The sequence below is a fragment of the Nocardioides sp. J9 genome, assembly GCF_007829375.1.
GTDB lineage: Bacteria > Actinomycetota > Actinomycetes > Propionibacteriales > Nocardioidaceae > Nocardioides.
Genome location: NZ_VLJQ01000110.1, coordinates 1 through 17,341 on the forward strand (window position 1 = coordinate 1; position 17,341 = coordinate 17,341).

A 17,341-nucleotide genomic window follows, 5' to 3' on the forward strand; every position below is an offset into this window, starting at 1 on the left:
CTCCTCGCGCCTCAACCACCGGGCGGGAACGGCGCGTCGCTGACTCCCCGCACCTCAACCACCAGGCGTTGCGCCATCTGCCGCCAGCGCCGCCGTCGAGGCGAGGAACTGAGCGACCAGCACCTCGACGACCTCGTCGCGGTCGGCGGTGATGTCGCCGCGCAGCACCGCGCCGACGGCGTGGGCCACGCCGCCGATGAGGAACTGCGCGACCAGGCGCAGGCGGACCGGCAGGTCGTCGGCCGCGGCAGCGGGGTCCCCGCCGGACGCGGTGGCGGCGAGCATGGCGGCGAAGCGGCTGCTCTCGTGCAGGACCCGGGGGCCGAGCACGGGAGAGGCGACGGAGTCGATGAGCGCGACCCGGCCCTTGCGCGGGTCGTCGAGGAAGAGGTCGACCATCTCCCCGAGGACGGCACGCACCCGGGCCTCGGAGTCGTCCTGTGCACCGGCGAGCGCGTCCAGTGCCCGGTCGGCGGCCTCGGTGGCGACCTGGTCGAAGACCGCGAGCTGGAGCGCCTCGACGCCCTCGAAGCTCTCGTAGAAGTACCGCGCCGCGAGGCCGGACGCCTCGGCGACGCCGCGGACGGTGGTGCCGGCGAGGCCGCGCTCCCCCATCACCGCGAGCCCTGCCTCGAGCAGCCGGGCGCGGCGCTCGGCGACCCGCTCGGCGGCAGCCTGGCCGCCGTACCGTCGGGCGCGGTCACTCATGCCGCCATCGTGGCACAGCCGTTGACAGATGGGCGGCGAGGACGCCCCGGGCATGCGTCCGCCCCGCCGCAGTAGCGCTTGCCTGCGGCGGGGCGGACCCCCGACGTCCGGCCTCACGGGCCCTCCGACGGGGTTGTCAGGTGCCCCTCGTGCTCCCGTCGAACACACAAGGCGAGGGGCACCCGACCATGGTCAGGCGGAGTGGGGACGCCTCACCATGACCAGGACCGCGCCGGCCAGGACGAGACCCGCACCGAGCGGCATCAGCCAGCCGAGCGGTCCACCGGTGTCCGGGAGGCCGGCGGTCTCGCCGCCGCCCCCTTCGTCACACTCCGGGTCGTTGGAGTTCTCCTCGCAGATGCCGCCGACCTCGCCCGGCTCGTAGGTGTAGGTCACCGTGACCTCACCCTCGCCGGACGCCAGGAAGACGAGCGTCCACTCGGACGGCTGCGCCAGGTCCGACGCCGAGGCGGCGGTGTAGTCGAAGGACACCGTCCCCGTCCCGACGTACGGCGCCAGGTCGGCCGCCTCCGTGATCGACGCCGACCATGTGTCGGTGTCCGAGCCCACCGTCAGCGTGCTGTTGTCGCCGGCCGGGGCGCTCCCCGGGTCCGCACCAGCGTCGAGCCAGTCCGCGCAGCCGTCGATGCCGGTGTTGGCCGGCATGTCCTCGCCGGGGACGGTCATCGCCCCCGCCGTGCTGGCCACGAGGTCACCGGCGAAGGTCAGGTCCGCCGTCCCCGAGACCTCGCCGGTGTTCACCGACGCGGCCTCCTGGCTGAGGTTGGTGATGCAGACCGAGAAGTCCATCGTCACGTTGGCCTCGAGCTCGACCGAGGTCAGGGTGCCGAGCGCGGGATCGAACTGCTCGATCGCGCCGCTCCCCGACTCGTCGAGGTCACCGAGGTCGAAGGTGATCGTCTGGGTCTCGGTCTCCGCGGCGTGGGCCGGCACCCCGGCCCACACCACCGCAGCCACCGACATCGTGCCCGCTGCCGCCAGGCGGATCGCGCGGTTCCTCATCGTTGCTCCTCGCATCGTGGTCACCACCCTCACTCGCTCGCCGGCGTGGACGCGGACTCGGTCGGTGCCGGGGGATCGGCGGCCGGAGGCGGCTCGTCCGCCTTCGGCTGTTCCGGCTCGGGCTCCGGCTCGGGCTCCGGCTCGGGCTCCTCCTCCTGCTTCGGCGCGGGGGACTCGTCGACCTTGACCGGCGGGGTCTCCTTCGCCTCGCTGGAGGCGGGCTCCTCGGCGTCCTTGCCCTGGTCGCCCTTCTCCTTGTCGCCCGTGCCCTCCTCAGCCTTCTCCTTCTTCTTCTTGTCCGACTTGTCGGACTCGTCCGGCTCGGAGCCGTCGGGGAAGTAGCAGAGCGTGATGTGGCTGACGCCGTACCACTTGCCGCCGTTGTCCGGCGCGTGCGCCCCGGTGCCCTCGGTGGCCGGCGGGTCGTAGACGTTCTTGTGCCCGTCCTTGTCAGGCCCGCCCTTCACCGCGATCCAGGCGACCGGCACGGTCGACTCCCAGTCGAACACCTGGCCACCGTTGTCGTAGAGCTTGGTCACCGAGAACTCGCCGCCCCCGGGCAGCTGCCACGGGCTCCCGGCGAGCAGCTGCTCACCGTTCTTGTCGATCTTGAAGGTGGTCACGCACTCCTCGGGCTCCGGCTCGCACAGCGACGGGTCGGTCTCGCAGGTCGGCTCGCACAGCGACGGGTCCGTCTCGCAGGTCGGCTCGCAGCCGTACGGGTCCTCCTCGCAGGGGTCCGGCTCACCACAGCCCGATCCGTGCGGGTACTCGTCGCACGGGTCGTCGCAACCCGCGCCGTACGGGTCCTCCTCGCACTCGTCGTACTCGCCGGCGCAGAGGCTGAGGTGGCTCAGCCCGTACCACTTGTCGCTGTTGGCGTTGTACGGCGCGTGCAGGCCGGTGTCCGGGCCGATCGACCCCATGGGCCGGTAGTCGTAGAGCTCCGGCGTGAGCGCCTGGGGTCCACCCTTGACGCTGATCCAGAAGATCGGGACGTTCGACTCCCAGTCGAAGAGCTCACCGTCGCCGTCGTCGTAGATCTTCGTGATCGTGAAGGTGCCGCCGCCCTCGAGGGCGTGGTCGCCCTCGGTGACCGGGTCGATCTTGTCCGTGATGGACTCGCACTCGTCGGGCGGGACCTCGTCGCTCGCGCCGCAGACGATGACCGTGGCGGGCTCGAGCCACAGACCGGTCTCGTCGTCGGCGGGGGCGTGCAGGCCGCTGCCGGACGTCACGCCGGCCATCACGCTGGTGATGATCGACCCGACCGGGTCGCCCGCCTGTACGGTGATGGACTCGACCGAGCCCTGGACGACCGCCCAGTCGAAGGTCCAGCCGTCCGGACCCTCGGCGAGGTTGAGGATGGTGAACTGTCCGCCCCCGGGCATCGCGTAGTCACCGTCGGCGACCGGCGCGATGTCGAGCTGCGCGGTCTCGCACGGAGGCTCCTCGACGCAGACCGGGTCCTCCGGGTCCTCGGCACAGACGTCCGTGTAGGTGTACTCGATCTCGACGGTCGCCTCGCCGCCGGCCACGCCGGTGGTCTCGTACGGCGCCGGGCCGTCGATCTGGACGTCGACCTCGCTGAACACCTCGTAGGTGAGCTTGCCGTTCCCGATGAACTGCGGGAGCACGGCCGGGTCGGTGATGGTCTCCTGGCTGGAGTCGCTGCCCGCGAGGCCGAGCGGCTGGGACTCCCCGGGCGCCAGGTTCCACGTCGTCGAGTTCGTCCCGACGGCGGACAGGTCGGTGACCCCGAGGCCGTTGACCACGATGCTCGCGGCGATCTCGCCGTTGAGCGTCTTGTTCTGGCCCTCGCTCAGGTTGAGGACGGATCCGGTGAGCTCGCCCTCGACGGTCCCGGTGACGGTGACCTCGGTGAGCTCGTACAGACCGCCGTTGTCGTCGAACTGGTCCAGCTCGATCTGCTTGAGGCTCGGGAACGACTCGACGGTCACCGAACCCTGACTCTTGATGGTTTCTGCGGCATGCGCCGGGGCCGCGGCCACGATCGGCAAGGCGATCGTGGCGGCCCCGACAGCGAAGGCGACCCCAATTCGCCTACGCGCCGTACCTCGTTTTCCCACTGGAGGCACTCCTGTTATTCAGGTCTCGCCGCCCTGACGGGAGCATCGAAGGGCGACCGGGCCCGAAGGCCCTTCGAGATCAAGACGTTCGGCTGCCGCCGTTATGACGCGCCCATCGCTTCCGATGGTTCGAACCAGCGTGTCGATCGAGAGATTTACCCTGAGTTGGGCATCTTCGTCGGTTTCCCCTGTGCCGCGGCGCAGCGCCGACCTACGTTGCCGACCAAGCGAAGGTCGAGGTGGTCTCGAGATGACACCAACAGCTCCACACCCGGACGAGGTCGAGCTCCTCGCCCGCGCGCGGGCTGGCGACCGCGCCGCCATCGGCACGCTCTACGAGGCGCACCGGCCCGCCGCGCTGCGGATGGCGCAGCTCCTGGCCGGCCCCGAGCTGGCGGAGGACCTGCTCTCCGACGCGTTCGCGCGGGTGGTGGCCCGCTTCCACGAGGGCGGTGGCCCGGAGACGAACTTCCACGGCTACCTGTTCACCGCGATCCGCAACCGCCACCGGGACCTGCAGCGCCGCGCCGGGCGGGAGAGCCCGGTGTCCGACCTGCCGTGGCTTCTCGACGTCGTCGCCGAGCAGGGCCAGGAGGGTGCCGGGGGGCGCACGGACGACGGGGACCCCGCCCGCGGGGACCCGCCCGACGACCGGGCGATGGCCGCGCTGGCCCGGTTGCCCGAGGCGTGGCAGCAGGTCCTGGCGCTGCTCGACATCGAGGGCAAGAGCCTGCCGGAGGTGGCGGTCGAGCTCGGGATCTCGCCGGCGGCCGCGTCGTCGCTGGCCTACCGGGCGCGGGAGGGGTTGCGCCGGTCGTACCTCGACCAGCTGGCCCGGCCGGTCCGCTCCGCCACCGGTGAGTGCGCCTGGCTGCGTCCCCACCTGAGCCGGTACGTGCGCGGGTCGCTCCCCGCGGCGCTGCGCCGCCGGGCCGACGACCACCTCGCCGGCTGCTCGACCTGCATGCCGCTGCTGGGGGAGCTCGAGCGGGTGAACGCCCGCTTCCAGTTCATCCGGTTCAGTCCCAAGCGCGGGGCCCGGACGACGCTCGCCCCGTCGCAGTAGCGCTTTGCTGCGGCGGGGCGAGCACCCGGCGTCGGCCTCACGGCCTGGTCCGGGGCGTCAGGCGTCCCTCGGTGCTCCCGTCTGCACGGCCGAGGGACGCCCGACCATGGTCAGGCGGAGTGGGGACGCCTCACCACGACCAGCCCGGCACCCACGAGGACCATGAGGACCCCGAGCGGGAGCAGGACGCCGGCGGGACCGCCGGTGTTCGGCAGGCCGGCCGCGTCGACGACCCCGCCGGTCTCGCCACCGTCGTCGTCGGTCTCCTCGTCAACCTCGACGCAAGGCTTGCCCTCGGCGTCGACCGCGTCGGGGTCGTCCCGGTCCACGCAGTAGCCGGCCACCTCGCCGCACATCTCCAGCGGGCTGAAGTCCGCGGTGGACTGGCCCTCCTCGAGCACGGCCAGCAGGACCGTCTCGCCGTCCTCGGAGACGTAGCTGAACGGCAGGTTGCCGACGAAGCCGTAGAGGGCAGCGACCGTCTCGTCGATGATGGTGATCACGCCGGCCGGCGCGGCAGCAGCGCGCATGAGGTCGATGCTCGGCCCGTCGATCGGCCCGTCAGTCGGCTCGTCGACCGGTTCGATCGGCTGGTCAGCAGGCTGGCCGGTCGGGTAGACGCAGGCCACCAGGGCGCCGACCTCCTCCGGCGCGCACGGCTCGTTCGAGTCCTCCGGTGCGTCGAAGGTGAAGGACGTCTCCCCGCCCGGGAAGACGTAGCCCGCGTCGGTCGTCACGGTGATGCTGCCGTCGTCACCCGGGGTGACGCTCACGTGCTCGGGAGCTTCCAGCGGAAGGTACGCCGCGTTCTCGGGACCGCACGGGTCCTCGACCGTGGGCTCCGGCAGCGGGATCTCCACCGGGTCGGGGTCAGGCTCCGTCTCCGACGGGCACTCGGACACGGGCACGTCCTTCGCCTGCTCGCCGTCGAGGGCGAAGCGGATCGCGACGGAGTCCTGGGCGTCCGGGAACTGGTACGGGAAGGTGACGCCGTCCCAGTCCTTGAGCGTGTTGATGCTGACGATCACGATGTGGTCGAGCACACCGCCCGGCGTCGAGACGTACTTGCAGACGACGACCTTCTTCTCGTTCACCTCGGGCTCCGGCTCCGGGTCCGGGTCGGGCTCCGGCTCCGGGTCCGGGTCGGGCTCCGGGTCGGGCTCGCCCTCGGCGTCGGTCGGGCACTCGCTGACCGGCACGTCGCGCGCCTGCTCCCCCACGTTGGCGAAGCGGAGGGCCAGGGAGTCGTGGGCGTCCGGGAACTGCCAGGGAAGCGTCACGCCGTCCCAGCCCGTCAGCGTGTTGATGCTGACGATCACGATGTGGTCGAGCACACCGCCCGGCGTCGAGACGTACTTGCAGACGACGACCTTCTTCTCGTTGACGTCGTCCTGGACCGCGGCGGCCGCGACCTGCCGCGCGCCCTGCTCGGCAACCTCGCCGGCCGGCGGGGCGTCGGCCTCGGGGGCGGGGTCGGGCTCGGCATCCTGCGCGGCCGGAGCCGGGTCGGGCTGCGGTGCAGGGGCCGGGTCCGGCTCGGGAGCCGGGTCGGGCTCCGGGGCCGGCTCCGGCTCGGGGGCGGCCTTCGGCTCCGGCGCGGCCTCGGGCTCGGGCGCCGGGGTGTCCACCTCCGCCGACGCGGAGTCACCGCTGGTGTCGGCGTCGTCGGCGTGGCCGGGCGCGGTCAGGGCCGTGACGGCCAGGAGGGCGGCCGGGAGCGTGAGTGCGACACGCATCCCCAGGCCGCGCCGCGCGGGCGCGCGGCGGAGGGTGCGGCCGACAGGCCGCGGTGACTTCATCATGTTGTTGTCCCCATGTCGTGGTGTCGGCCGTGCTGCAGCACGGCCTCGGGAGCTTCCGGTGACGGGTTCGGCCGAAAACCGACAGAGGGAGCGTCGAACCAGGGCCTCGCCGATCGGGCGCGACCCAGTCCAGCACTCCCTCCCACCGACCACGCCCCACGCGCAGCCGGCCCCGCGTCGGAGACTAGGGGCCTTTACCCGGCCGTCAAGGCCGAATTCGGCGATCTTTACCGAGCACGACGTCCTCACATCCGATGGTTGTCGGATGCATCACACACCCGCGCGGCCGCCGGTCTGCGTCTCGCTCAGGCCAGCCGGTCCTCGGGGCCGCGCGGCAGGAACTGCTCGGTGAGCACCGGCCAGGCGTGGTCGATGAGCTCCTCCATGTCGAGGTGGGTGGCGCGCTGCACGTAGGGCTTGGCCAGCTCGGTGTCGATGACCTTGAGCACGAACCGGCGCAGCTCGGAGTCGAGCCCGGTCATCCGGCGCAGGATCGCGCCGCGCCGGGTGTCGGTGCGCAGCTCGAGGCCGATCTGGTCCTCGGTCGGGGTCCGCAGCTCCAGGCGCAGCCGCAGCGGGTCCTCGGTGTGCACGACGAGCACCAGCGGCACCTGCACGTCGGCGGCGAAGTGGAGCTGGTCGAGCGGCAGGTCGAGCTGGAAGACGACGCTGATCGGCAGGTTCAGCGCGTAGGTGAGCAGCTCGGCGGGGACCTCCTCGCCGGTGGTCGGCCCGAAGGTGCCGGTGAAGCTGACGCTCGCGAACGCCCGGCCGGGGCCGGCACCGATCGGCCCGAGCGAGATCTGGTCGCCGAGGACGGCGTCCACGGTGCGCAGGATGCGCTCCTTGTGCAGCACGCGCCGCACCCACTGCACCCCGAAGCGCTGGTACGACGCGGGGCCGGCTGCCACCTCCACCCGGGTGTCGACCACGGCTCCCCCTTGCTCGTTGTCGGTCCTGCGGGCAGCAAAGCCGCGCCAGGACTGGCGATTCTCGTACATCCTGCCTGACAGGAAGGCGCCGGGGTGGCAGGCGCCGCGCCCGTCGTACCGGCCTTCCCCGGCTCTGTCCGGGCGGTGCCCTCGTGGCAGGATGGGCCGCTCGCCGACGACAGGAGCCCCCGGATGACCGAGGCCGTGGCCGTGCGCTACCCGACGCCGACCCTGGTCAGGACTGCGGACTGCATGGCGAAGGGTCTGCTGGTGGTGCTGCTGCTGGCCGCGGTGGTCGACCCCGAGGGCAGCAACCTGCGCAACAAGGCCGCCGAGGCGCGGGCGATCGGGTACCCGCTGCTGTCGTTCACGATCCCGCTGATCTGGCTGCTGGCGTGGAAGGACCGGGCGTCCTTCCCGTGGCTGGCCGACCTGCTCGTCACGCTGACCTGCTTCACCGACGTCCTCGGCAACCGGATGGACCTCTACGACTCGATCGTGTGGTTCGACGACCTCATGCACTTCGCGAACACCGGGCTGATCGCGGCGGCCGTCGTGCTGCTCACCCTGCACCGCAGCGCGCCGCGCTACCGCGTCATCGAGCGGGCGCTCGCCGTCGGTGCGACGGCTGCCATCGCCTGGGAGGTCGCGGAGTACTACGCGTTCATCAGCGGCCACGCCGAGCGTGCCTTCGCCTACGAGGACACGCTCAGCGACCTCAGCCTCGGCGTCCTCGGGTCGCTCACCGCCGCGCTGGTCATCCATCACCTGTGGCGGCGCGGCCAGCTGCGCGAGGCCGCGCCCCAGCTGGACGACCGCAGCCTCGTCTGACCCCCGGGTCCCGCCGGCGGTCCCTCACCCCTCGACGGCGACGGGCACGTCCATCGCCCGCGCGGCGGCAGCGATCCGCTGCGCCAGGGCGACGTCCGCGTCGGTGACCGTCCCGGTGTCGTGGGTCCCGAGCCACACCTCGACCTCGGGGTAGCGCAGGGTCACGTCGGGGTGGTGGTTGGCCTCCTCGGCCAGCCGCCCGATCTCGTTGACCAGCGCCAGCCCGGTCGCGAAGCTCCCGGTCCGGAAGCGCACGGTCGCCTGGGCTCCCTCGACGCGCCACTCCGCGAGACCCTCTGCGGCGGTGAACTCCTCAGCGGTCACGGTCTGGTAGCTGCGTGCCATGCTCCCGACCGTACCCCTGGATCTCCGCCGTCACCGGCGGCCGACCCGCAGCGAGGCGTCGACCTGCCGGCCCTCCTCGAGCGGGTCGAGGCCGGCGTCGCGGCGGGCGGTCACCTTCAGCGGCACCAGGTAGCGACCGTCCTTCGGGAAGAGCGCCGTGGTGAACTCGTGGCCGGCGATGGTCACGACGACGGGGACCTGGCCCCAGTACTCGATGCCGCGGGCGGCGTCCTTGATGTCCTCGCTCTCGTCCTCGGGCACGGAGAGGAACCAGTACGGCGCCGGGCCGCGCCACTCCACGACGGTGCCGGTGAAGGAGATGTCCACCCTGCAGTCCTAGCCCGTCGCGGGCCGCGCGGCAACGGGTTCGAGGAGCAGGGCGAGCGTGGGGAGGCCCAGGGGCTTCATCGCGTCGGGTCCGTGACGACCTCGTAGGGGCCGGACGCGACGGCCTCGTCGAACTTGCTGTCGACGTACAGCACGCGTCCGCGCAGCGTGGCCGCGGTCGTCAGCACGCGGTCGGCGGCGGTGGCCTGCTGGTCGAGGGCGACCAGGCTGCGGCCGTCGGCGGAGACCCGCAGGGTGGCGACCGCCTTGCTGAAGTTGCGCACGACGGTGAGCCGGTTGCCCTGCCGCACGAGCCCGTCGGCGTTGACGAGGTCGGTGCCGGTCGCGAGCTCGCGGACCGCGGCGGTGCGGACGTCGAAGCGCCACATCCGGCCGGCGCTGCCCTGCGCGACCACGAAGGCCGAGCGGTCGGCGGTGAGCACGATGCCGCCGAGGTTGAAGCCCTCCTCGCGGGTGATGGTGCCGCTCGCGTCGGCCCACAGCGTCACCTCCCAGCCGTGCGCCCCGCGCGCGACGCGGAAGAGCTGGGGGTCGTTGGAGTTGGTGAAGTACGCCGCGCCGTCGGGGCCGATCGTCACGTCGTTGAGGAAGGCGTCGGTGGTGCCGGGAACGCACAGCGCGGCGAGCAGCTCGCCGTGGCGGTCGTAGACCCAGAGGTCGGGCCGACCGGTGCCGATGCCGTTGGGGCCGCCCGCGACGTAGACGTTGCCGGCGTCGTCGACGGTGATGCCGCGGGCGGTGAACCGGCCGTCGGTGCCGTCACCGGCCAGCCACTCCTCGGTCGTGGCCGACTGCGCGGTGCCGCGGTGGATCTCCCCGCCGGTCACCTCGCTGACGTAGAAGACACCGCGCCGCTCGTCGGCGCCGATGCCCTCGAACTTCGAGCCGACCGGGCTGTCGGCGTCGCCCTGGAGCAGGTACGACGCCGGGCGGCCGCCGGCGTCGGCAGCGGCGGTCGTCGTACCGGCGAGGGTGCCGGTGGCGGCGGTCGCGAGGGTGAGCAGGAGGGTCGGGAGGACGTGGGTTCGCTTCATGGCTCCAGCCTGCGGCGCGGCGGGCCGCCCGGACGTGGGGTGCGCTGACCGCGGTCGCGCCGTCCTTCGCGTGGTGCGCGGTGCCGGTCGCCTTCGCCGTGCTGCAGGTGCTGCCGTTCGCGTGGGCGGTGGGCTGCGTCGTCGCGATGACCGCCCTCCTGACAGCGGCCTGGCAGCGGATCACCGACGGCGTCGACCCGGTGCAGGTCGCCGGTCCGGTCGGCGTCGGCCTGGTGACCGTGCTGGCCTACCGCGCGCTCGACCTCGAGTCCCGCGCCCGTCAGGCCGTGGCCGGGCAGCTCGCCGAGGAGCAGCACCGCACCGGCGCGCTGGCCGAGCGGACCCGCCTGTCGCGGGAGATCCACGACTCGGTCGGGCAGGGCCTCTCCAGCATCAACCTGCTGCTGCAGGCCGCCGAGCAGGCGTGGGAGGAGCAGCCCGCGACCGCGCGGGAGCACGTCCGGACCGCGGCAGCGACCGCCCGCGGCGGGCTCGAGGAGGTGCGCCGCGTGGTGCGCGACCTCGCCCCGGCGGAGCTGGCCGACGACGCCGGCGGCGCAGCGCTGGCCGACGCCCTGCACCGGGCGGCCGAGGAGTCCGCCCTGGGCTCGACGTGCGGTCTCGACGTCGCGGTGCGCGTGCACGGCGAGCCGGTGCCGGTGCCGGCGGAGGTCGCCGCGGCACTGGTGCGCACGGCGCGCGGCGCCCTGGCGAACGTCCGCGAGCACGCCCGGGCCGGTCGGGTGGCGGTGACGCTGACCTACCAGCACGACGAGGTGGTCCTCGACGTACGCGACGACGGCCGCGGCTTCGACCCCGCGGCGGTGCGCCCGTCGGCGACCCGCGGGCGCGGGCTGGCCGGCATCCGCGAGCGGGCCGGTGCGCTGGGCGGACGGACCGAGGTCGAGAGCGCGCCCGGGGAGGGGACGACGGTCTCCGTCGCCTTCCCCGTGGCTGGCGGGAGCGGAGGGGACCGATGATCCGGATCGTGCTGGTCGACGACCACCCGGTCGTGCGCGCAGGGCTGCGGGCGCTCGTCGACGGGCAGGCCGACCTGGTCGTGGTCGGTGAGGCCGACGGGCTGGACGCGGCGGTCTCCGTGGTCGCCGCGGAGCAGCCGGACGTCGCGCTGATGGACCTCAGCCTGGGTGACGGCCAGCCGGGCGGTGCGGCGGTGACCGCGGCGCTGCGGGCGCTGGACCGGCCTCCGGAGGTGCTGGTCCTCACGACCTACGACACCGAGTCCGACATCCTGCGCGCACTGGAGGCCGGGGCCCGCGGCTACCTGCTCAAGGACGCCCCGCCCGATGAGCTCTTCGCGGGCATCCGCGCCACCGCACGCGGCGAGACGGTGCTCGCGCCGTCGGTCGCCGCGACCCTGGTGCGCCGCACCACCCCCGGGGCCACCACGATCACCGAGCGCGAGGTCGAGGTGCTCGAGCTGCTCGCCCGCGGCCTGGGCAACAAGGAGATGGCCCGCGAGCTCTTCGTCTCCGAGGCGACGGTGAAGTCCCACCTGTCGCACGTCTACACCAAGCTCGGGGTCGACACCCGCGATGACGGTCTACACCTCGGGCGAGCACTGCGCGATGTGCTCGGCGGCGCACGCCTGGGCCGGCCTCGGCCGGATCGTGTACGCCACCTCCACGCCCCAGCTGCTCGGCTGGCTCGACGAGCTGGGCGTGCCGCCCGGCCCGGTCACGCCGCTGCAGGTCACCGAGGTCGCCCCCGGGATCCCCGTCGACGGCCCGGTCGACGAGCTCGCCGAGCAGGTGCGCGCGCTGCACGTGCGCTACCACCGGGGCCAGCCCGGCTGAGCCGGCTCAGCCCAGCCGGCCGAGGATCTCCTCCGACTCGACGAGCCCGGCGTCGCTCGGCGCCTGCCCCCGGCCGAAGACCCGTTCGTGCTGCTGGCGGCGCCACGCGAGGTGCGCCTCCGCCGGGCGCTCGAAGCCGTGGCGCTCCCGCGCCTCGGCGGGCGTGAGCACCTCCGGGGAGACCGGGGGCACGCCCAGGAGGACCGGGGCCACCACCGGCACCGTGCTCGGCGAGAGCATCCCGAGCACGCGCAGCTGCAGGCGCTTGCTGGTCGACACGGCAGCGAAGGTGGCGCGCAGGACGGGCCGTGCGGCCAGGTCCATCACCCGGGGCTGCCGGACGTCGCCCATCTCGCGCATCCAGTGCGGCAGGGTCGCGATGACGCCGGCGCGGAAGAACCTGCCGACCACCCACTGCGCGGGGCGCAGCACGAGGGGCGCGTCGACGAGCTGGTCGACGTCCATCAGGTGGCGCATCGCGCGCCGTGCGATCGGTGAGCCGGACATCACCGGGCGCATCCGTTCGTAGTAGGCGTGCAGCTCAGCGCGCGAGCGCGGCACGTCGGCCGGGTCGCAGGTCTGCATCTCGGCCGCGACCGCGCACTCGGCCCAGTACTGCGCCTCCTCGGCCTCGGACAGCTTGCCGGGGCCGTACATCTCGTACGCCTTGAGCACCGAGTGCCAGCCGGTGACGAGGATCCACAGCTGCGAGTCGGGGTCGTTGGCGTCGTACCGCCCGCCGCCGTAGGGCTCGACGCCGATCGCCTTGCTGTGCACCTTCACCAGCACGTCGGCGGCCTGCAGCGTGGTGCGGCTGTCGCCGAAGGCGACGAGGGCGAAGTAGCGGATGGTCCGGTCGTACCGGGTCCGCGGCCGCCGGTAGATGTCCTGGGTGCGGTCCACCGAAGCGACCAGGTTCGGGTCGAGCTCCTCGACCACCACCGCCCGGCTGAACCCGACCGTCAGCGACGTCGGGTAGCCCCAGACCCGCCAGGCCACGGAGTCGGGTCCGAAGAACCCGTGGTCGGCGGCGGGCTCGACCTCGGAACGCGTGCGCTTCAGCATGCCGACATATTGCTACACATGTGTAGTAATTGGAAGGCCCTAGGGTGGCGGCGTGTCACCGCAGCCCCGCAAGCGACGTCCCTACGCCGCGCGGATGCCCATGGAGGAGCGGCGCACCCAGCTGCTCGACGCGGCGCTGCGGGTCATCGACCGCGACGGGTACGACGGCGTCTCCATCGACGCGATCGCGAAGGAGGCCGGGGTCACACGGCCGGTGGTCTACGGCGCCTTCGACGGCCTCGGCGCGCTGCTGCTGACCCTGCTCGACCGCCAGCAGGCCCGGGCGGTCGGCCAGCTGTTCGCCGCGCTGCCGTCGGGCGAGAGCACCGACCCGGTCGAGGTGGTGGAGCAGGCCTGCCCGGCGCTGCACCGGATGCTGCTCGACGACCCGGTGACCTGGCGCGCGATCCTCCGGTCCCCCGCCAACGTGCCCGACGCGGTGCGCAGCCGGATCGAGGGCGACCGCCAGCGGGTGCGTGACTTCGTCGAGGGCGTGGTCACCGCCGTGCTCGGCGAGGAGGTCGACGCCGAGGTGGTGGCGCACGGGATCATCGCGCTGCTCGAGCACTTCGGCCGGCTCGTGCTCGAGGACCCGCAGCGCTACGACGCCGCCCGCCTCACTGCCACCGCCCGCTCCCTCGCGGCATCATGGGTCAGGTGACCGGTCGCACCGTCCGCCTCGCCACCCCGACCGACGCCGGGGTCGTGGCCCGGCTGCTCTTCGACTTCAACACCGAGTTCGAGTCGCCCACGCCGACCGTCGAGGACTTGACGCCGCGCTTCGCACGCCTGCTGGCCCGCGACGACGTGCTCGTGGTGCTCGCGGAGGAGGACCGGCGACCGACCGGCTTCGGCTACCTGACCCTGCGCCCGACCCCGTACGGCGACGGCCCGCTCGCCCAGCTCGAGGAGCTCTACGTCGTACCCGCGCTGCGCGACGGCGGCCTCGGCACGGCGCTGCTCACCCGCGCGGTCGACGAGGTGCTGGCCCGCGGCGCGATCGAGGTGCACATCAACGTCGACGAGGTCGACACCGACACCCGGCGGTTCTACGAGCGGCACGGCTTCACCAACATCCAGCCGGGCGAGGACTACCGGATGCTCTGCTACATCCGGGAGCTCTGAAGCCGGCCGGGCACCGACTGTCGGTGGGCCGGTGCACGCTGGGTCCATGAGCACCAGCACCTCCCCCATCACCGAGCTCCTCGCCGTCTGCCTCGACACCCCCGACGCCGCGCGGCTCGCGCAGTTCTACGCCGACCTGTGCGGCGGCAAGGTCACCGGCGTCTACCCGGAGTACGGCTACGCCAGCGCCGAGGTCCTCGGCACCACGCTGAACTTCCAGACCGTCGAGGGCTACCGGCGCCCGGAGTGGCCGGGCCAGGACCAGCCGCAGCAGTCGCACCTCGACTTCCGGGTGCCCGACCTCGACGCCGCCATCGAACACGCCACGGCGCTGGGCGCGACCGTGGCCCCCGGGCAGGACGACCAGCCCGACTGGATGACCTGGCGGGTCATGCTCGACCCCGACGGCCACCCGTTCTGCCTCTGCCCGCCGCAGGGGTGACGCTCAGCCGGTGCGGCGGAGCACCAGGTGGGTGACGTGCGGCGTGTGCCGCACCGACACCGCCTCCATCGCACCGGCCGGCACCCCGTCGAAGAGGCGGGAGCCGGCGTGCCCGTCGGCCACGGAGAAGCCCGACACGTGCGGCGTCACGTGCCAGCGCAGCTCATCGAGCAGGCCGGCGGCCAGGCAGGCGTTGACGGTGGTCGCGCCGCCGGCGACGGCGACGTCGCGCCCGCCTGCCGCGTCCCGGGCGCGGTCCAGCGCGGCCTCGAGGCCGTCGGTCACGAAGTGGAAGGTCGTGCCGCCCTGCATCTCGAGCGGGTCGCGCGGGTGGTGGGTCAGCACGAAGACAGGGGCGTGGTACGGCGGGTCCTCGCCCCACCACCCGCGCCACGAGAGGTCCCACCCGCCCCGGTGGGGGCTGAACATGTTGCGGCCCATGACGAACGCGCCCGCGTCGACGATCGCGTCGACCTCGGCCCGGCTCTCGTCGCCGTGGTCGAACATCCACGCGTGCAGCGGCTGCTCGTCGAGGTCGCCGAACGGTCGCTCCAGCCGCTGCCGCGGCCCCGAGGCGAACCCGTCGAGGGTGGTGGAGATGTCGGCTGTGACGATGCCCATGTCGTGCAGACCGTCCCGCCCGCGGAAATTCAGCGCGCCCGCGGCCTGCGCCGTGGCAGCATCTCTCCGTGCTGGGCATCACCGACCTCTCGACGTACCTCGTCGGCCTGGTCCTCATCATCCTGCTGCCCGGTCCGAACTCGCTCTACGTCCTCTCCGTGGCCGCCCGCCGCGGCGTGGCCGRCGGCTACCGCGCCGCCGCCGGGGTGTGGACCGGCGACGCGGTCCTGATGTTCCTCTCCGCAGCTGGCGCGGCGTCGCTGCTGAAGACCAACGAGGTCGCCTTCGCGGTCGTGAAGTACGTCGGCGCCGGCTACCTCGGCTACCTCGCCTTCACCATGCTGCGCGGCGCGTTCGCCCTGTGGCGCGAGCGGCGTCGGGCGGTGCAGGTGGTCGAGGACGGGGCACCGCCGCCGGTCCCCGGCGAGCGCCCCTACCGGCGGGCGCTCGTCATCAGCCTGCTCAACCCGAAGGCGATCTTGTTCTTCGTCGCCTTCTTCGTGCAGTTCGTCGACCCGGCGTACGGCAAGCCGGCGGTGTCCTTCCTCGCCCTGGGCACCCTCGCCCAGCTCGCCAGCGTGCTCTACCTCTCCGCCCTGATCTTCGGCGGCGCCCGCCTCGCCGAGACCTTCCGCCGGCGTCGTTCGCTCTCGGCCCTCGGCACCTCCGCGATCGGCGCGGTCTTCCTCGGCTTCGCGGTCAAGCTCTCCCTCGCCAGCGCCTGACCCGGACCTGACCCGGACCTGACCCGGCAGGGTCACCAGCTGACGTCGTCGCACGCGTCCCAGCGGTGGCCCTCGACCTGGAGGGTGGCGTGCTCGATGGCGTGGTCCTCGCGCAGCGCGGCCTGCCCGGCCCGCAGCGTGGCGGCGGCGTCGGCGCCCTCGGTGAGGACGAGGTGGGCGGTGGCGACGTTCATCCCCGACGTCAGGGTCCAGACATGGAGGTCGTGCACGTCGCACACCCCCGGGACCGCGGCGAGCGAGGCGGTGACCGCGTCGATCTCCATCCCGGCGGGCACGTGCTGGCCGAGCACCGCGAGCACCTCGCGGCCGAGGAGGACGGCCCGCACGGCGACGAAGGCGCCGATGAGGAAGGCGACGGCGGTGTCCCACACGCCGCTCCCGGTGGCCGCGACGAGGACGCCCGCGGCAATCACGCCGACGCTGCCGGCCGTGTCGGCGACGACCTCGAGGTAGGCGCCCTTGACGTTGAGGGACTCCTTCGCACCGGCGCGCAGGAGCAGCAGCGCGACGAGGTTGACCGCCAGGCCGAGGGCACCGACCACGAGCATCGCGCCGGTCTCGACCTCGACCTCCTCGCCGACCCGCCCCACCGCGGCGACCACGACGTAGACCGCGACGCCGAGCATGATCAGCACGGCCAGCCCGGAGGCGAAGACCTCGGCCCGGTAGGAGCCGTAGGTACGACGTCCGGTGCTGTCCGCGCGGGTGGCGATCCGCGTCGCGACGAGTGCCGCCCCGAGGGCCACGACGTCGGCGGCCATGTGCCCCGCGTCGGACACCAGGGCCAGCGAGCCGCTGAGCAGGCCGGCGACCAGCTCGACGACGAAGAAGGCCGCGACCAGCGCGAACGAGACCGCGAGCCGCCACCGGTGCCGCCCGCCCGCATGGCCGGCGGGGCCGCCCGCTGGCGGGTGGCCGTGCCCGTGCCCGACGCCCATCAGGACGCCTCGTCGCCGTGCAGCGCGGCGGGCCCGAAGTTCTCACAGAGGACGACGGCCTCCCCCGTCGCCTCCAGCAGGCGCTCGGTCGCGCGCAGAACCTCCGCGGTCGCGGCCGGGTGCGCGAGGGAGAACATCGACGCGCGGCCGCTCGGTCGCGACACCACCAGCCCGCAGTCGCGCAGGCAGGCCAGGTGCTTCGACACGGTCGACTGGGCGAGGCCGAGGTGGTCGGTCAGGTCGACGACCCGGTGCTCACCGAGGGCCAGGTGCTGCAGGATCGCCAGCCGGTTCGGGTCGCTCAGCGCGTGCAGCAGGCACGCCGCCGCGACGAGCGGCTCCMCCTCGCGCTCCACCTGATTCATCGCCATATGGCGATGTAAGCACCCTTCGGCGTCGTTGGTCAAC

At 73.1% G+C, this 17,341-nt stretch carries 20 protein-coding genes and 1 pseudogene; 9 read left to right on the plus strand and 12 right to left on the minus strand.

Going from position 1 to position 17,341, the window contains the following annotated elements:
* Positions 1–54: 54 nt before the first annotated feature.
* The 3 genes from L615_RS18665 to L615_RS18675 form a co-directional block, all read right to left on the minus strand.
* Positions 55–708 (minus strand): TetR/AcrR family transcriptional regulator, encoded by a 654-nt coding sequence (locus tag L615_RS18665; RefSeq protein ID WP_145726087.1) that lies wholly within the window; start codon positions 706–708, stop codon positions 55–57.
* 192 nt (positions 709–900) lie between these two features.
* On the minus strand, positions 901–1,731 hold the full coding sequence (locus tag L615_RS18670; RefSeq protein WP_186449928.1) for a choice-of-anchor E domain-containing protein: 831 nt from the start codon (positions 1,729–1,731) through the stop codon (positions 901–903).
* 29 nt (positions 1,732–1,760) lie between these two features.
* The gene (locus L615_RS18675) at positions 1,761–3,692 is read right to left on the minus strand and encodes a choice-of-anchor E domain-containing protein (protein ID WP_145726089.1); all 1,932 of its coding nucleotides are present in this window, start codon (positions 3,690–3,692) and stop codon (positions 1,761–1,763) included.
* A gap of 379 nt (positions 3,693–4,071) precedes the next feature.
* On the opposite strand from L615_RS18675, the gene L615_RS18680 reads away from it, so the two are divergent.
* On the plus strand, positions 4,072–4,887 hold the full coding sequence (locus tag L615_RS18680) for a sigma-70 family RNA polymerase sigma factor (protein WP_186449929.1): 816 nt from the start codon (positions 4,072–4,074) through the stop codon (positions 4,885–4,887).
* 110 nt (positions 4,888–4,997) lie between these two features.
* Here L615_RS18680 and L615_RS23510 read toward each other — a convergent pair whose 3' ends face one another.
* Together L615_RS23510 and L615_RS18690 are read right to left on the minus strand one after the other, a co-directional pair.
* Positions 4,998–6,623: a hypothetical protein gene (locus tag L615_RS23510; RefSeq protein WP_186449930.1), complete on the minus strand. Its 1,626-nt coding sequence runs from the start codon at positions 6,621–6,623 to the stop codon at positions 4,998–5,000.
* 371 nt (positions 6,624–6,994) lie between these two features.
* The gene (locus tag L615_RS18690) at positions 6,995–7,621 is read right to left on the minus strand and encodes a hypothetical protein (protein ID WP_028656424.1); all 627 of its coding nucleotides are present in this window, start codon (positions 7,619–7,621) and stop codon (positions 6,995–6,997) included.
* A gap of 192 nt (positions 7,622–7,813) precedes the next feature.
* On the opposite strand from L615_RS18690, the gene L615_RS18695 reads away from it, so the two are divergent.
* Positions 7,814–8,452 (plus strand): hypothetical protein, encoded by a 639-nt coding sequence (locus tag L615_RS18695; protein ID WP_145726092.1) that lies wholly within the window; start codon positions 7,814–7,816, stop codon positions 8,450–8,452.
* A gap of 24 nt (positions 8,453–8,476) precedes the next feature.
* Here L615_RS18695 and L615_RS18700 read toward each other — a convergent pair whose 3' ends face one another.
* From L615_RS18700 to L615_RS18710, 3 genes are all read right to left on the minus strand, one after another.
* Positions 8,477–8,797: a 4a-hydroxytetrahydrobiopterin dehydratase gene (locus L615_RS18700; protein ID WP_145726093.1), complete on the minus strand. Its 321-nt coding sequence runs from the start codon at positions 8,795–8,797 to the stop codon at positions 8,477–8,479.
* A 30-nt stretch (positions 8,798–8,827) separates the two neighbouring features.
* The gene (locus L615_RS18705) at positions 8,828–9,124 is read right to left on the minus strand and encodes a DUF1905 domain-containing protein (protein WP_028656426.1); all 297 of its coding nucleotides are present in this window, start codon (positions 9,122–9,124) and stop codon (positions 8,828–8,830) included.
* Between the two features lie 77 nt (positions 9,125–9,201).
* Entirely contained in the window at positions 9,202–10,179 is a 978-nt protein-coding gene (locus L615_RS18710; protein ID WP_145726094.1) for an SMP-30/gluconolactonase/LRE family protein, read from the minus strand.
* 80 nt (positions 10,180–10,259) lie between these two features.
* On the opposite strand from L615_RS18710, the gene L615_RS18715 reads away from it, so the two are divergent.
* From L615_RS18715 to L615_RS18725, 3 genes and pseudogenes are all read left to right on the plus strand, one after another.
* The gene (locus tag L615_RS18715) at positions 10,260–11,159 is read left to right on the plus strand and encodes a sensor histidine kinase (RefSeq protein ID WP_261376762.1); all 900 of its coding nucleotides are present in this window, start codon (positions 10,260–10,262) and stop codon (positions 11,157–11,159) included.
* Positions 11,156–11,734, plus strand: a pseudogene (locus L615_RS24430) (response regulator); the annotation flags it as partial. The gene L615_RS18715 and the pseudogene L615_RS24430, both read left to right, overlap by 4 nt.
* Before the next feature lies 1 nt (position 11,735).
* On the plus strand, positions 11,736–11,996 hold the full coding sequence (locus tag L615_RS18725) for a hypothetical protein (protein WP_222430625.1): 261 nt from the start codon (positions 11,736–11,738) through the stop codon (positions 11,994–11,996).
* Positions 11,997–12,002: 6 nt separating this feature from the next.
* Here L615_RS18725 and L615_RS18730 read toward each other — a convergent pair whose 3' ends face one another.
* Positions 12,003–13,061 (minus strand): oxygenase MpaB family protein, encoded by a 1,059-nt coding sequence (locus L615_RS18730; RefSeq protein WP_145726096.1) that lies wholly within the window; start codon positions 13,059–13,061, stop codon positions 12,003–12,005.
* Between the two features lie 52 nt (positions 13,062–13,113).
* Here L615_RS18730 and L615_RS18735 point away from each other — a divergent pair, with 52 nt between their 5' ends.
* From L615_RS18735 to L615_RS18745, 3 genes are read left to right on the plus strand one after another with little or no spacing between them, the layout of a single operon-like run.
* The gene (locus tag L615_RS18735) at positions 13,114–13,722 is read left to right on the plus strand and encodes a TetR/AcrR family transcriptional regulator (protein ID WP_145726097.1); all 609 of its coding nucleotides are present in this window, start codon (positions 13,114–13,116) and stop codon (positions 13,720–13,722) included.
* Entirely contained in the window at positions 13,710–14,186 is a 477-nt protein-coding gene (locus L615_RS18740; RefSeq protein ID WP_145726098.1) for a GNAT family N-acetyltransferase, read from the plus strand. The genes L615_RS18735 and L615_RS18740 overlap by 13 nt, the downstream gene beginning before the upstream one ends.
* A gap of 46 nt (positions 14,187–14,232) precedes the next feature.
* Positions 14,233–14,628 carry a VOC family protein gene (locus L615_RS18745; RefSeq protein WP_145726099.1) on the plus strand — a complete coding sequence of 132 codons (396 nt, stop codon included), beginning with the start codon at positions 14,233–14,235 and terminating at the stop codon, positions 14,626–14,628.
* Positions 14,629–14,631: 3 nt separating this feature from the next.
* Here L615_RS18745 and L615_RS18750 read toward each other — a convergent pair whose 3' ends face one another.
* Positions 14,632–15,249 (minus strand): dihydrofolate reductase family protein, encoded by a 618-nt coding sequence (locus L615_RS18750; protein ID WP_028656431.1) that lies wholly within the window; start codon positions 15,247–15,249, stop codon positions 14,632–14,634.
* Positions 15,250–15,317: 68 nt separating this feature from the next.
* Here L615_RS18750 and leuE point away from each other — a divergent pair, with 68 nt between their 5' ends.
* Complete coding sequence (gene leuE / locus L615_RS18755) at positions 15,318–15,974, plus strand: leucine efflux protein LeuE (protein WP_145726100.1); 657 nt, start codon at positions 15,318–15,320, stop codon at positions 15,972–15,974.
* A gap of 32 nt (positions 15,975–16,006) precedes the next feature.
* Here the strand turns inward: leuE and L615_RS18760 are convergent, their stop codons facing one another.
* Positions 16,007–16,933 (minus strand): cation diffusion facilitator family transporter, encoded by a 927-nt coding sequence (locus tag L615_RS18760; RefSeq protein WP_145726101.1) that lies wholly within the window; start codon positions 16,931–16,933, stop codon positions 16,007–16,009.
* Entirely contained in the window at positions 16,933–17,304 is a 372-nt protein-coding gene (locus tag L615_RS18765; protein ID WP_145726102.1) for a metalloregulator ArsR/SmtB family transcription factor, read from the minus strand. Before L615_RS18765 ends, L615_RS18760 begins: the two co-directional genes overlap by 1 nt.
* Positions 17,305–17,341 lie beyond the last annotated feature (37 nt).